We start from the raw sequence: 13,415 nt of genomic DNA on the forward strand, positions 1-13,415 counted from the left end.
GAGCGGGGTGGGTCGCCGCCGGCCGCGGCGCGGGGCAGGATCGGTGCGTGAGCACTCCCCCCGAGCCCGCCGTCCACGTCCTGCACGAGAACCCCGAGTGGATGCCGCCCTTCCGCGAGGCGTTCGCCGCCGAGGGCGTGCCCCTCGTCGAGCACGTCCTGGCCGGCGGGGAGCTGGACCTGGCCGAGGTGCCCGCGCCGGGCGTGTGGTGGTCGCGCATGTCGGCGTCGGCGCACACCCGCGAGCACACCGCCTCCGTGGCGCACACCCGCGCGGTGCTGTCCTGGCTGGACGCCGCCGGCGCCCGCACCGTCAACGGCCGCGCGGTGCTGGAGCTGGAGCTGAGCAAGGTGGCGCAGCTGACCGCGCTGGCCGCGGCCGGGATCGAGGTGCCCCGCACCACCGCCGTCGTCGGCGCCGACCTGGCCGCCGCCGCCCGCCGCTTCGCCGAGCGCGTCGGCGGGCCCTTCGTCACCAAGCACTCCCAGGGCGGCAAGGGCCTGGGGGTGGCGCGCTTCTCCGGGTACGAGGAGTTCGCCGACACCCTGGCCTCCGGGGGGCTGGAGGAGCCGTTCGACGGGGTGTGGCTGCTGCAGGAGTTCGTCGCCTCCGCCGACGACAGCGTCACGCGGGCCGAGTTCGTGGGCGGGGAGTTCCTGTACGCGCTGCGCGCCGACACCGCCCGCGGCGGGTTCCAGCTGTGCCCGGCGGACGCCTGCGCCATCGACCCCGACACCGGCCGGCCCGTGCTGCCGCCGGGTGCGACGATCGCGCAGGAACCGGGGGAGACGATCTTCTCGCTGCGCGAGGGGTTCGAGCACCCCGTCCTCGCCCGGTACGCGGACTTCCTGCGGCGCAACGGCATCGAGATCGCCGGCGTGGAGTTCATCACCACCGCCGACGGGCGGGTCGTCACCTACGACGTCAACACCAACACCAACTACAACGCGGCCGTGGACGCCGCGGCGCCCCGTTCCGGACCGCGCGAGATCGCCCGGTACACCGGGCGGCTGCTGCAGCAGCGCAGCGGCGCGGGCTCCTGAGGCAGGCCCCCCGCCCGGCGCGCGTGCGCCGGGCGGGGCGCGCGGGCCCCGCCGTGCGGGAGGCGGGACTCGAACCCGCACGCCCGGAGGCACAGGAACCTAAATCCTGCGTGGCTGCCAGTTACACCACTCCCGCTCGCGACGAGCGAGCCTAGCCCAGCGCGCGGGGCCCCGACGAGGCCGAGCCCGCCGCCCGGCGCGCTCAGGCCGCGTCCAGGCCCAGGTCGCGGCGCAGCTTGGCCACGTGCCCGCTCGCCCGGACGTTGTAATGGGCCAGGGCGACCAGCCCGTCGGGGCCGACGACGACCGTGGAGCGGATCACGCCCACGGAGGTGCGCCCGTAGTTCGTCTTCTCCCCCCACGCCCCGTACGCCTCGAGGACCTCGTGGCCGGTGTCGGACAGCAGCGGGAAGGTCAGCCCGTCGCGCTCGGCGAACGTCGCCAGCTTCGCCACCGGGTCGGGGGAGACGCCCAGCACCCGGTGGCCGGAGGCGTTCAGCGCGTCGAGGGAGTCGCGGAAGTCGCAGGCCTGCGTGGTGCAGCCGGGCGTCATCGCGGCCGGGTAGAAGTACACGACGACGCTCTGGCCGCGCAGCTGCGACAGCGTCACGGTGCCGCCGTCGTGCGCGGGCAGGGTGAAGTCGGGGGCGGGGTCGCCGGGGGCGAGGCGGGTCGTCATGCGCGCACGCTAACCGCGCGGGGTGCGCCGGGCGGGCCGGGGTGGGGCCGCTCCGGTACGGTTCGGCGGACGGCCGGACCCGCCCGGGCTCCGGCGAGCAGCTGCGCCGGGCGGCACGCACCCCCGGCAGGAGACGACCCGTGCGACGGGCAGGAGGTGGCCGTGACGGCCAGCGACGGCAAGGCCGAGATCACCACGAGCGACCCGCGCGCCCTGGAGCGCGAGATCGAGCTGCGCAGGGCGCAGCTGGCGGGCACGCTCGACGAGCTGAACGACCGGCTCCAGCCCGACGCGATCAAGGCGCGGGCCCTGGCCTCCGCCCGCGAGAAGGTGAAGGGGTTCGCGACCGCGCCGGACGGCTCGCCCCGCACCGGCCGACTGGCGGCCGTGGGTGCGGTGGTGCTGGGCGTGACGACCCTGCTGGTGGTGCGGGCGGTGCGCAGCAGGCGCCGCTGACCACCCGCCCCACCACGCCCGCGGGCGTGCAGCGCCCCCGAGCCGACCCGGCTGCGGGGGCGCTACCGTTCGGCCCGTGAGCACGCCCGCCGACGCCTCCCGCCTGCCCGTCCGCATGCTGCACGACCGCGTGCTGGTGGCCGCCGACGACGCCGGCGAGCGCAAGTCGTCCGCGGGCATCGTCATCCCCGCCACCGCCGCCGTGGGGCGCCGCCTGGCGTGGGCGTCGGTGATGGCCGTGGGCCCGCACGTGCGGCAGGTCCAGACCGGCGACCGCGTCCTGTTCGACCCCGAGGACAAGGCCGAGGTGGAGCTGACCGGCAAGGGGTACGTGCTGCTGCGCGAGCGCGACCTGCACGCCGTCGCCGCCCCCCGCGTGGAGGACGGGCAGACCGGGCTCTACCTCTGAACCCCGCAGCTGCGCAGCGCGCCGGGGCGGAGCGCCGCAACGCCCGCTACACCCCGCTGGACACCGACGGCCCGCTGCCGTGGGAGATGGTCCGCTCGGTGCCCGCCATCCGCCGCGCCCCGCACGAGTTCCTCGCCGGCCTGGTGCGCCGCCACGGCGACACCGCCGCGATCCCCCTGCCGCGCACCCCCGTGCTGGTCCTCAACGACCCGGCGGGGGTGCGCCGGGTCCTGGTGGACAACACCCGCGGCTACGGCAAGGCGACCGTGCAGTACACGGCGCTGGCGGCCGTGACCGGGCCCGGCCTGCTCGCCGGCGACGGGCCGACCTGGCGCGCGCACCGGCGCACCCTGCAGCCGGCCTTCCACCACGGCTCCCTGGACGCCGTCGCGGAGCACGCCGTGGGCGCCGCGCGCACGCTGCGCGCCGAGGTGGACGCCCTGCCGCCGGGGCGGTCGCTGGACGTGGTCGGCGCCGTCTCGCGCGCCTCCCTGGAGGTCGTGGGGCGCACCCTGGCCGCCGCGGACCTGTCCGGGGTGGCGCCGCGGCTGGTGGACGCGGTGGGCGAGGCGCTGGAGCTGGTGGTGGCGCGCGCGGCCTCGCCGGTGCCGGCGTCCTGGCCCACCCGCTCGCGGCGGGCGCTGGCCGCGGCCGTGGCCGAGATCGACGAGGTGTGCGCGCGGGTCCTGGCCGAGCGCCGGGCGCGGGGCGTCGACCCGGGCGCCACCGACGTGGTCGCCCTGATGCTCAACGCCGGGATGAGCGCGCAGGAGGTGCGCGACGAGCTCGTCACGTTCGTCGTCGCCGGCCACGAGACGGTGGCCTCCTCGCTGACGTGGACGCTGGACCTGCTGGCGCGCGAGCCGTCCGCGCAGCGCCGCCTGCAGGCCGAGCTGGCCGCCGTGCTGGGCCCGCCCGGTGCCGCCCGCGAACCCCGCTGGGAGGACCTGCCCCGGTTGCGCTACGCGCGCGCCGTGGTGGACGAGTCGCTGCGGCTGTACCCGCCGGCGTGGGTGATCACCCGGCGGGCGCTGGCCGACGACGTGCTGGCCGGGGTGCCGGTGCCCGCCGGGACCCTCGTCATCGTCAGCACCTGGGCGCTGCACCGGCACCCGGGCGCCTGGCCCTCACCGGAGCAGTTCCGCCCCGAGCGCTTCCTGGACGCCCCGCGCCGCGACGCCTACGCGCCGTTCGGCGCCGGGCCGCGCCAGTGCATCGGCCGCGACCTCGCCCTGGTGGAGGAGGTGTTCGTCCTGGCGGCGCTGCTGCGCGACCGCGCGGTGCGCCCGGTGCCCGGGCGGCGCGCGCGGGTGGAGGCGCTGGTCTCGCTGCGCCCGCGCGGCGGGCTGCGGCTGCTCGTCGAGCCGCGCGGCTGAGGAGCCCCCGCGCGGCAGCAGCCCCGAGCCGGCCGGCGGTGGCCCCGTCAGTAGCCGCTCAGGTCGGGCCAGCGCCGCTCGACGCCGGCCCGGTCCAGGACGGCCGCGAACTCCTCGAAGGCCTCGCCGGACGCCTGGACCTGCCGCGGCGTGCGCCCCGTGCGCACGGCGAACGCCGCGAGGTGCCCGGCGACCTCCCCGACGTTCCACTCCACCGGGTGCAGCCGGAAGCACCCGTTGGTCACGTGCGTGGTGCCCAGGTCCTTCGCCGCGGGCAGCAGGTTCTCCACCCGGACCGGCAGGAGCGCGCCCAGCGGGATCTCGAACGGCACGCTGGCGACGTCGACGTAGCCGCGCCCGCCGGTGGAGGGGTGCAGGTCGATGCGGTAGCTGCCGACCCCCACCGGCTGCTCGTGGCGGGTGCCGCCGCCGGGCCCGACGACGTCCAGGGCGACGTCGTTCTCGGTGACGGTCCGCAGCGCCCGGATCCGGCGCGACTCGCGCACGTAGGGCGCCATCGCGAGGCCGTCGGGGGTGCCCGTCACGTCGGGGCGGATCCGCAGGCCCGGCAGCCCCGTGGACCCGTCGGGGTTGGGCAGCTCCGTCTGCAGCCAGTGCAGCAGCGACAGCGACAGCTGGCGGGCGCCGTCCTCGGCCGCCGCGCGCGCCGCCGGGTCGTCGACCGCCCAGGGCAGTTCCCAGTAGTCGTTCATCGGCCAGTTGACGAGCACCACGTCGGAGTCGAAGGCGCCGGGTTCGTGCATGCCGCGGGCGAGCAGCCGCCGGAACCGCCACAGGTCCTTGTCGCCGGGGTCCTTGGACTGGTCGGCCCGCTCGATCAGCGGGTCCTCGTCGGGGTGGGGCACGAAGGTGCGCTGCACCCGCTCCAGGGTTCGCGGGTCCGGTGCGGTCATCGACAGGAGCGGCCCGCCCCAGTGCCCGGGGGAGTAGCTGCGCCAGAACCCGTAGTCGCGGGGACGCTCCACGGTGTGGTCCTCCCCGGCGTGGTGGGAGACCGCGAAGGTCACCGTGATGCCCTGCTGGTCCGCCGGGTCGGCGACGTCCGGCGCGTGCGGCTCGCCGTGCTCGGAACGCGCCTCGGCACCGCTGACGTGCTCCACGCCGCCCAGGGCCAGCAGGTCGCCGCCCTCGGTGGCGTCCAGGACGTAGGCGGCCTCGACGGTGCGCTCGGCGCCGGTGTCGAGGTCGGTGAGGGTGACGGCGGTGACGCGGTCGCCGTCGACGTGCACCGCGCTGGCCCGGGTCCGGTGCGCGACCTCCAGGCGCCCCGCGGCCACCAGCGGACCCAGCATCGCGTGCAGGACGGCCAGCGCGACCCTCGGCTCGTGGCACAGCTTGCTGACGCGGCCGGCGCCCGGGTTGAGGTCGGGCCGGCGGGCTGCGCCGGCCCGCAGCGGGTACCAGGTGCGGTAGTGCTGCCGGATCCCCTCGCGCAACCGCCGGTAGCTGCGGGTCGCGCCGAACTGCTCGATCCACGGGTGCTCGTCGGGGGGCACCGCCTGGCTGGTGAACTGCCCGCCGATCCAGGTGGTCTCCTCGGTGAGCAGGACGCGGGCGCCCGCGCCGGCGGCGGCCAGCGCGGCGGCGACACCCCCGGTCCCGCCGCCGACGACGAGGACGTCGGGCTGCCGGTCGTGCCGGGTGGTGCTGCGCTGCACGGGATCTCCTCAGGCGGGGGTGGTGACGCGGGTGACGTCGTGGGTGGCGGAGAACCGGCGGATCTCCTCGGGCCAGGCCAGCGGCACCCCGAGGGTCCCGGCCAGCAGCCGCTGGTACCGCGCCAGGTGCTGCGGATCGGCGCGGACCTGCGCCGGCAGCGCGCGGTGCTCGTCGCAGTAGGCGGCCAGCGCCCCGACGGCTTCGCCGACGGTGAACTCCACGGGGTGCAGCCGGTAGGCCCCGTTGGTGACGTGCGTGGTGCCGATGTTCTTGGCCGCCGCCAGCAGGTTGTCGACGCCGCGGGGCAGCAGCGCGCCGAGCGGCACCTGGAAGGGGAAGCAGTCGATGTCGACGTAGGTGCGCCCGGACGTGGACGGGTGCAGGTCGATGCGGTAGTAGCCGGTGCCCACGGTGTCGGGGAACTCCGCGGAGCCCGCACCGTCGCCGCGGGCCTGCCGGCCGACGTCCAGCTCGGTGACGGTCCGCTCCGCGACGATGCGCCGGGCCTCGCGGACGTACACCTCCTTGGCCAGGCCGTCGGCGGTCCCGGTGACGTCGCCGCGCAGCCGCAGCTCCGGGTACCCGGTCCCGCCGTCGTGGCGCGGCGCCTCGGTCTGCAGCCAGTGCACGAAGGACAGCGTCAGGTCCCGGGCGCCGGCCAGCGCGCGCTCGCGGGTGGCGCCGTCCACGCCCAGCAGCGGCAGTTCCCAGTAGTCGGTCTGCGGCCAGTTCACGCAGGTGACCTCCCCGCCGCGGAAGGAGGGGGCCAGCTGCGCGCGGGCCAGCAGGCGGCGGTACTGCCACAGGTCGCGCTGCGGCTGCCGCTCGCCCAGCACCGGGTCGGCGGCGAACAGCGGGCGGGTGCGCCGGGCGAGGGTCTCCGGCACCACGTCGTCGAAGGACAGCTGGGGCCCGGGCCAGCGCGGGTCGTGCGTGCTGCGCCAGTGCTCGTACCCGGCGGGGCGCTCGATCACGTGGTCCTCGCCGGCGCGGAACTCCAGGGCGCAGCACCAGGTGACCGCCTGCTGGTCCAGCGGGTCGGCGACGTCGGGGGCGTGCGGTTCGCCGGTTCGCGCGCGCGACTCCGCACCGATCACGTGCTCGACCCCGGCCAGCTCCAGGACGTCGCCGAGCTCGGTGGCGTCGGCGACCAGCGGGGCGAGCAGGCGGGTGGGTCGGCCGTCGCCGAGGTCGTGCACCAGGACCTCGCCGATGCGCTCGCCCTCGCGGTGCACCGCGGTGGTGGCCGTGCGCCGCAGCACGGTGAGCAGCCCGGCGCCCTGCGCCGGGGACAGCAGTTCCTCCACCGCCAGGGCGGCGACGCGGGGTTCGCAGCACAGCCGCGAGACGTACCCCAGGCCGGGGTTGAGCAGGGGGTCGGCGGCGGCCGCCGGGCGCAGCGGGTAGGCGCGCCGGTAGTGCTCGCGGATCAGCTCGCGCAGCTTCCGGTAGGCGGGGGAGGAGTGCTCGCCCTCGATCCACCGGTGTTCGTCGGGCGGGACGGCCTGGGTGGTCAGCTGGCCCCCCAGCCAGTCGGAGCGCTCGACGAGCACGACGCGTCGCCCGAGCCGGGTGGCGGTCAGCGCGGCGGCCACGCCGCCCAGGCCCCCGCCCAGGACCAGCAGGTCGGCGGTGAGGGTCTTCACCCCTTCACGCTCCCGTCGGTCAGGCCGGAGACGAACGCCCGCTGGTTGAACAGGAAGACCGCGAGCACCGGCAGCGTGATGAGCACGGCGCCGGCCATCAGCGGCCCGTACTGCACGTTGCCGCTGGCCAGGAAACGGGCCAGGGCCAGCTGGACGGTCTGCGTCTCGGCCGAGGTGGTCACCACCAGCGGCCACAGGAAGTCGTCCCACACCCCGGTGAACGCGAAGATCGAGACGACCGCCAGCAGCGGCTTGGCCAGCGGCAGGTAGATCCGCGTGAAGATGCGGACCTCACCGGCGCCGTCGATGCGGGCCGCCTCGGCGAGGTCGGGGTTGGCCGAGGCGAAGTACTGCCGGGCCAGGAAGATGTTCATGGGCCCGATGACGTACGGCAGCACGACACCGCCGAGGGAGTCCAGCAGCCCGCTGCCGCCGTGCCCGAGCAGGTCGTTGCCGCCGGCCAGCGGGAACTGCTTGGCCATGAGGAACAGCGGGATGAGCGTCACGGAGACGGGGATCGCGGCGGTCGACACCAGGCCGTAGAAGAGCATCGTGCTGCCCCGGAAGGGGAGCATGGCGAACGCGTACCCGGCGGCGGTGGCGAACACCACGTTGGCGAGGACGGCGACGACCGTCACGACGGTGGTGTTCCACAGGGCCTGCCCGAGGTTCGCGTCCCAGGCGGTGCCGAAGTTCTGCAGGGTCGGCTTCTCGGGCAGGAGTTGCGGGGCGCCGAAGGCGTCCTCGCTCGGGGTGAACGCCAGGCTGATCACCCACAGGAAGGGGATCAGGACGAGGACCGTGGCCGTCGCCAGCAGCACGACGTTCGTCGCCGCGGCGTGCCGTCGGGCCGGCCCGCGGGCGCGGCCGGCGGTGGGTGCGCCGGGGGCGCCGGTGCGGCCCTCGGCGGTGGCGGTGCTCACGACTTCCTCCCGGAGACGCCCCGGACGGCCAGCCCGGAGAAGGACACGATGAAGGCGAACAGGACGAACGCCATGGCCGAGGCGGACCCGAAGCTGTTGTACTGGAACGCCTCGGTGTAGATGAGGTAGTTCACCGTGGTGGTGGAGCCGAGCGGGCCGCCCTGGGTCAGGACGTAGATCTCGGCGAAGCCCTGCGACAGGTAGATGATGTCCATGGCCACCACGTAGGTGAGCATCGGCCGCAGACCCGGCAGCGTCACGTAGCGGAACCTGTTCCAGGCGCCGGCGCCGTCCATCGACGCCGCCTCGTACAGCTCCCGCGGAATCCCTTGCAGGCCGGCCAAGAGCAGCACCATGTTGCTGCCCAGGGCCTTCCACACGCGCATCGCCGAGGCGGCCGCGAGCGCCGTGTCCTCCTGCAGCAGCCAGCGCTGCTCCGCCAGGCCGAGCCCGGTCAGCCACTCGTTGAACAGCCCGTCGGGGCTGTACATCCACAACCACACCATGCTCACCACGGTCAGGGAGACGATGTGCGGTACGTAGAGCGCCGAGCGGAAGGCGCCGACGCCGCGGAACGGCCGGTTCGCCAGCAGCGCCAGCACCAGCGCGAGCGCGACGGTGACCGGGAGGACCATCAGGACGTACTCGCCGGTGACCAGCAGCGCCCGGGCGAACTCCCGGTCCTCCAGCAGGGCCGCGTAGTTCGCCCACCCCACCGGCCGGGGTGCCCCCCGGCTGAGCGGGGAGTACTCCGTGAAGCTCAGCGTCAGCCCGTACAGCACGGGCACGAACTGGAAGACGACGAGGTAGAGGGCAGCCGGTGCGACGAAGGCCAGCCCGATCCAGCGAGCTCCGGTGCGCCGGCCACGCCCGCCGCGCCGGCGCGGCGGCGCGGCGGTGGTCGCGGTCCCGGTGGCCGGGGCGGTGACGGCCGCCATCAGGCACCACCCGCCCGGGCCGCCTTGGCGAGGACCTCGTCGACGGCCGGAGCCGCCTGGGCGAGGGCGTCCTGCGGGCTCGACTGCTCGTTCAGCGCCCGCTCGAGGAACTGCGACAGGGTGTCGCGGGCCTGCACCCACCCGGGGACGTTGGGGTTGGGCACCCACGCGTCGGCCGCCCGCACGAACGCGGTCATGACGGGGGAGTCCTGGACGTACGGGTCGTCGACGGAGGATTCGCGCAGCGGGATCGCACCGATGCCCTGCGTGTACCGGCTGCTGATCTCCGGCTGCAGCAGGTAGCTGATGAACTCCCAGCCGAGTTCCTTGGCGGCGGAGTCCTTGTTGATCATCAAGCCGGGACCGGCGCCGCCGAGGACGCCGGGATCGCCGCCGCGGAACGCCAGCGGCGGCATCACCCGCAGGTCCAGCTCGGGGTGGGCATCGTGCATCGACTGCGCCCTGACCGCGGTGCTCATGGTCATCGACGCCCGGCCCGTGACGAGCGGTTGCTGCTCGACGGGGGAGTCGGAGTAGTTCTGGCCCAGGTCGGCCGACACGGCGGGGTCGCCGTGGAAGAGGCTCGTGAAGTAGTCCAGGGCGGTGACGCCGGCCGGTGAGTCGAACTCGGCCGTGGCCGGGGAGGACCCGCTGACCTGCTCCCCGCCGGCGGAGGCGAGCAGCGCGGCGAAGGACTGCTGCCGTCCGATGGCGTCACTCATCAGCAGCAGGCCGCTGCGGGTGACGGCACCCGAGCCGTCCCGCACGGTGAGGCGCCGAGCCACCTCCAGCAGTTCCTCCCACGTCGCCGGCGGGGCGTCGGGATCCAGCCCCGCCTCGCGGAAGTCGCCGGCCCGGTAGGTGACGAGGCTGCCCTGGATCGACAGGGGCACGAGGTACTGGGTCCCGTCGACCCGCCCGCCGGGCAGCGCCGCGTCCATGTCCTGCAGGTCGGCGGCATCGAGGCGCTCCAGGTAGGGGTCCAGGTCCTCCAGGCGCTCGTTCACGACGAAGTCGGCCACGGCCGCCGGCCCGTGCCCGAACACGTCCGGCGCGGTGCCTGCGGCGAACGCCGCGTTGAGCTTCGTCGACATGTCACCCCAGTCGAGGTAGGTGACGTCGACGGTCGCGCCCGTCCGCTCCTCGAACGCGGGCACGATCTCCTGCGTGACCAGGTCGATCTCGGTCTGGTTGGTGCCGGGGAACCAGACGACGAGGTGGTCGGCGGGCCCGGACGGCGCCGAGCTCCCGGCCTCGGCGGAGTCGTCGCCGGCGAAGGCGCAGCCGGGCAGGGTGAGGAGCGAGGTGCCGAGCGCGCCGCCGAGGACGGTGCGCCGGCGAGGGGCCGAGGTGGTCATGGGATCCTCCTGTTTCGTATGAGGCTTGCGTCGTCGCGAGCGGCGGGGGGAGCGGGGCGCTCCTCCGGGAGGGGTCAGCGGGTGGTGGGTGGTGCGCCGATGCTGTTGCCGCGCAGCGGCAAGCACGGCACGACGTCGACGTGGGTGCGGGGCAGCCCGCCGTCCAGCAGCCCCAGCAGGACGCGCACGGCCCGGGCGCCCATCGCGCGGCGCGCCACGCCGACGTGGCTCCAGCCGTCCGCCGCGGACCCGGGCTCGGGCACGTCGAGGCAGGCCACCGAGACGTCCACGGGCACGGCCAGCCCTCGCGCGCACAGCAGGCCGGCCAGCTCGGCGGCGTGCTCGGGGGTCTCGACGACGAAGGCCGTCACCCCGTCGTCCAGCTCGCGCCCCACCCACGCGTCCGCGACGGTGCCGGCCTCGACCAGGTGCGGGGCCGAGCACGTCAGGCCGGTGTCGGGGACGAGCGCGCGGAAGGCGCGCAGGCGCTCCTCCTGCGGCCGTCGCCGCGCGGCCATGCCCAGGTAGGCCAGGCGCCGGTGCCCCGCGACGGCGAGCGCGCGCAGGACCTCCGTGACGGCCGTGGGGTAGTCGGCGGCGACGTACGGCATGGGGGTCACCGCGCCTGCGCGGTTGCCGACCAGGACGAAGGGGAACCCCTCCACCGCGAGGCGCTCCATCTCCTCCTCGTTGCGCTCGCGACCGAGGACGACCGCGCCGTCGGTCAGCCGCAGCCGGTTGGAGCCGCGGCCGTAGACGCTGCGCGTGCCGTCCGGCAGCTGGGTGGAGGCGAACAGGACGAGGTCCTGCCCCTCGGCGACGGCCTGCTCCTCGATGCCCACGAGGAACTCGTGGTAGTAGTCGTCGGTGGCCACGGGGAAGACCCGCTCGAAGGTGTGCACCCCGAGCAGGCCGTTGCGCCCCCCGCGCAGGGACCGGGCGGCGGCGTTGGGCACGTAGCCCAGGGAGTCCATGGCGGCCCGGATCTTCTCCTGGGTGGCCGTGGCGATGCCCTTCTCGGTCGCCTTGCCGGTGAGGACCAGCGACACCGCGGCCTGCGACACCTGGGCCAGGCGGGCGATGTCGCGCTGGCTCGGCCGGGTGCTGCTGGGCACGGGATCCTCCACGGCGGTGTCGAGGGTGCGGGAACGGTCCTCGTACGTATGAGGACCGCCGTGCAGCGAGTCCACCACTGTTCGGGAGCCACGTCAACGCTCTGGGGGAACGGTCGTGGAGGACCCGGGGGACCTGGAACGCGGCTCCCGCTCCGGGTGGAGCACCTCAGGGCATCTCCACCGTCTCCGCGCGCCGCACCTCCGCCAGCGCCGCCTCCACGTGCCGCGCCAGCGGGCGGCCGGTGGCCGCCACCAGGTCGGCCACCAGCAGCAGCGCGTGCCGCAGCACCGCCTCGTGCGGGGCGCGGGGCGTCTCGGCGACCTCCGGGTGCTCGCCCAGCGCACCGGTCAGCGCCAGCACCAGCAGGTGCGGGTCCAGGGGCGTGAACCACGCCGGCGCCGAGAGCGCGCAGCGCTGCACCACGGCCCGCAGGTCGTCGGCGTCCAGGCCGTCCGGGTGCAGCTCCTCCAGCGCCCCGCGCAGCACCCGCCCCAGCACCGTGCGGGCCGCGTCGGCGTCGAAGGCCGCCAGCACGGCGCCCGCCCGGCCGAACCCCTCGCCGTCGTCGGCGGCCAGCGCACGCACGGCGCCGGTCAGGGCGCGGGTCAGGACGGCGGGGTCGGTGCTCCGGGCGGGGGTGCTCACGCCGCCCATCCTCCCAGCGCCCTGCGACACCGCCCCGGCCCGCGCTCCGTGCCCCGTCGTGACCCGAACGTGATCCCGTCCGAGTTGCCCCCCGCGCGCGCCTGCCTACCGTGGAGAGGGAGGTCCGAGAGAACGCGCCTCGTGAGCACCGCGTCGACCGCGGCCCGTGAACCGGAGGAACTCGACATGGCCACCAGAACTGGAAACCGCACCGGAACCGCCCGATCCACGCACCGCTCCCCGGTGCAGGTCGGCTCCCTGATCGTCGGCGCGATGTTCGTCGTCGTCGGCATCGCCGGGTTCGTCCCCGGCATCACCACGAACTACGACCAGCTCGAGTGGGCCGGCCCCGACTCGCACGCCATGCTGCTCGGGATCTTCATGGTCTCGATCCTGCACAACCTGCTGCACCTCGGCCTCGGCGTGGTCGGCCTCGTCGCCGCCAAGTCGGCGAGCGCCGCCCGCAGCTTCCTCATCGTCGGCGGCCTCGTGTACGCCGCGCTGTGGATCTACGGCCTCGTCGTCGCCGAGGAGAGCCAGGCCAACTTCGTGCCCCTGAACAACGCCGACGACTGGCTGCACCTGGTGCTGGCCGTGGGCATGATCCTGCTCGGCCTGGTCCTGCCGCGCCGCGTGGAACTGCCCGCGTCGGAGCACTGAGAGCCGAACGCGGCCGCGCCCGGAGGGCGCGGCCGCCCCGCACCACCGGAGGAAGGGAACACCGTGAGCAACGACGAGCGTTCGGCGCTGCCCGTGCCGGACTACGACCACCTGCCGCTGGCCACGCTGACCGACCGCATCCGCTCGCTGGACGCGGCCGGGCTGGGCGACCTCATCGTGTACGAGGAGGCCCACGGCGCGCGCGAGCCGGTGCTCACGGTCCTGCGGGCCCGGGCCGACCAGCTCGCCGCCGGCGCGGAACCCTCCGGCGGGAACCCCGCCGCCGCCCAGCCCGAGCACGCGCCCGCACCGCAGGGGCCGGCCCTGGGCGCCACCGACGCCCCGCCGATCAACCCCCCGTCCCACGGCGACCCGACGAACCCGGCGCAGCCCCGCTGACCCTGGCGCGGTGCCCCCGCCCCGCCGGGGCGAACGGTTTTGGGGGGGGGGGGGGGCCGGCGCGCCGCCCCCCGCCCCACCCCCCCG

General features: G+C 75.5%; 14 protein-coding genes and 1 tRNA gene. 6 read left to right on the forward strand and 9 right to left on the reverse strand.

Features of this window, described 5'->3' with window-relative positions; all coding sequences use genetic code 11:
• Positions 1-47 precede the first annotated feature (47 nt).
• Positions 48-1,043, forward strand: coding sequence for an ATP-grasp domain-containing protein (locus ACRYR9_RS06110; RefSeq protein WP_432493650.1), 996 nt, complete (start codon positions 48-50; stop codon positions 1,041-1,043).
• A 54-nt stretch (positions 1,044-1,097) separates the two neighbouring features.
• Here the strand turns inward: ACRYR9_RS06110 and ACRYR9_RS06115 are convergent.
• Together ACRYR9_RS06115 and bcp are read right to left on the reverse strand one after the other, a co-directional pair.
• Positions 1,098-1,179, reverse strand: a tRNA-Leu gene (locus ACRYR9_RS06115).
• 66 nt (positions 1,180-1,245) lie between these two features.
• Positions 1,246-1,722 carry a thioredoxin-dependent thiol peroxidase gene (bcp, locus tag ACRYR9_RS06120; protein WP_432493652.1) on the reverse strand — a complete coding sequence of 159 codons (477 nt, stop codon included), beginning with the start codon at positions 1,720-1,722 and terminating at the stop codon, positions 1,246-1,248.
• Between the two features lie 162 nt (positions 1,723-1,884).
• Here bcp and ACRYR9_RS06125 point away from each other — a divergent pair, with 162 nt between their 5' ends.
• The 3 genes from ACRYR9_RS06125 (at position 1,885) to ACRYR9_RS06135 (ending at position 3,963) form a co-directional block, all read left to right on the forward strand.
• On the forward strand, positions 1,885-2,178 hold the full coding sequence (locus ACRYR9_RS06125) for a DUF3618 domain-containing protein (RefSeq protein WP_432493654.1): 294 nt from the start codon (positions 1,885-1,887) through the stop codon (positions 2,176-2,178).
• 115 nt (positions 2,179-2,293) lie between these two features.
• The gene (locus ACRYR9_RS06130; protein WP_432493682.1) at positions 2,294-2,587 is read left to right on the forward strand and encodes a GroES family chaperonin; all 294 of its coding nucleotides are present in this window, start codon (positions 2,294-2,296) and stop codon (positions 2,585-2,587) included.
• Positions 2,588-2,661: 74 nt separating this feature from the next.
• Positions 2,662-3,963, forward strand: coding sequence for a cytochrome P450 (locus tag ACRYR9_RS06135; protein WP_432493684.1), 1,302 nt, complete (start codon positions 2,662-2,664; stop codon positions 3,961-3,963).
• A 47-nt stretch (positions 3,964-4,010) separates the two neighbouring features.
• Here ACRYR9_RS06135 and ACRYR9_RS06140 read toward each other — a convergent pair whose 3' ends face one another.
• From ACRYR9_RS06140 to ACRYR9_RS06170, 7 genes are all read right to left on the reverse strand, one after another.
• Entirely contained in the window at positions 4,011-5,642 is a 1,632-nt protein-coding gene (locus ACRYR9_RS06140; protein WP_432493656.1) for an FAD-dependent oxidoreductase, read from the reverse strand.
• A gap of 9 nt (positions 5,643-5,651) precedes the next feature.
• Positions 5,652-7,289 carry an FAD-dependent oxidoreductase gene (locus ACRYR9_RS06145; protein WP_432493658.1) on the reverse strand — a complete coding sequence of 546 codons (1,638 nt, stop codon included), beginning with the start codon at positions 7,287-7,289 and terminating at the stop codon, positions 5,652-5,654.
• Positions 7,286-8,212, reverse strand: coding sequence for a carbohydrate ABC transporter permease (locus ACRYR9_RS06150; protein ID WP_432493660.1), 927 nt, complete (start codon positions 8,210-8,212; stop codon positions 7,286-7,288). Before ACRYR9_RS06150 ends, ACRYR9_RS06145 begins: the two co-directional genes overlap by 4 nt.
• Positions 8,209-9,150 (reverse strand): carbohydrate ABC transporter permease, encoded by a 942-nt coding sequence (locus ACRYR9_RS06155; protein ID WP_432493662.1) that lies wholly within the window; start codon positions 9,148-9,150, stop codon positions 8,209-8,211. Before ACRYR9_RS06155 ends, ACRYR9_RS06150 begins: the two co-directional genes overlap by 4 nt.
• A complete protein-coding gene (locus tag ACRYR9_RS06160) occupies positions 9,150-10,508 on the reverse strand; it encodes an ABC transporter substrate-binding protein (RefSeq protein ID WP_432493664.1) in 1,359 nt (452 codons plus the stop codon). Before ACRYR9_RS06160 ends, ACRYR9_RS06155 begins: the two co-directional genes overlap by 1 nt.
• A gap of 74 nt (positions 10,509-10,582) precedes the next feature.
• A complete protein-coding gene (locus tag ACRYR9_RS06165; protein ID WP_432493666.1) occupies positions 10,583-11,623 on the reverse strand; it encodes a LacI family DNA-binding transcriptional regulator in 1,041 nt (346 codons plus the stop codon).
• A 166-nt stretch (positions 11,624-11,789) separates the two neighbouring features.
• Complete coding sequence (locus tag ACRYR9_RS06170; protein ID WP_432493668.1) at positions 11,790-12,269, reverse strand: hypothetical protein; 480 nt, start codon at positions 12,267-12,269, stop codon at positions 11,790-11,792.
• 186 nt (positions 12,270-12,455) lie between these two features.
• Between ACRYR9_RS06170 and ACRYR9_RS06175 the strand changes: the two genes are divergently transcribed.
• Together ACRYR9_RS06175 and ACRYR9_RS06180 are read left to right on the forward strand one after the other, a co-directional pair.
• On the forward strand, positions 12,456-12,929 hold the full coding sequence (locus ACRYR9_RS06175) for a DUF4383 domain-containing protein (protein ID WP_432493686.1): 474 nt from the start codon (positions 12,456-12,458) through the stop codon (positions 12,927-12,929).
• Positions 12,930-12,992: 63 nt separating this feature from the next.
• Complete coding sequence (locus tag ACRYR9_RS06180; protein WP_432493670.1) at positions 12,993-13,328, forward strand: hypothetical protein; 336 nt, start codon at positions 12,993-12,995, stop codon at positions 13,326-13,328.
• Positions 13,329-13,415: the final 87 nt, after the last annotated feature.

Source organism: Kineococcus auxinigenes (assembly GCF_050871525.1).
Taxonomy (GTDB): Bacteria; Actinomycetota; Actinomycetes; order Actinomycetales; family Kineococcaceae; genus Kineococcus.

What these genes read in the sequence shown, in the direction of transcription:
- ACRYR9_RS06160 (WP_432493664.1), bottom strand. Translation starts at nt 10,508, where the DNA reads ATGACCACCTCGGCCCCTCGCCGGCGCACCGTCCTCGGCGGCGCGCTC.
- ACRYR9_RS06175 (WP_432493686.1), top strand. Translation starts at nt 12,456, where the DNA reads ATGGCCACCAGAACTGGAAACCGCACCGGAACCGCCCGATCCACGCAC.
- ACRYR9_RS06130 (WP_432493682.1), top strand. Translation starts at nt 2,294, where the DNA reads ATGCTGCACGACCGCGTGCTGGTGGCCGCCGACGACGCCGGCGAGCGC.
- ACRYR9_RS06155 (WP_432493662.1), bottom strand. Translation starts at nt 9,150, where the DNA reads ATGGCGGCCGTCACCGCCCCGGCCACCGGGACCGCGACCACCGCCGCG.
- bcp (WP_432493652.1), bottom strand. Translation starts at nt 1,722, where the DNA reads ATGACGACCCGCCTCGCCCCCGGCGACCCCGCCCCCGACTTCACCCTG.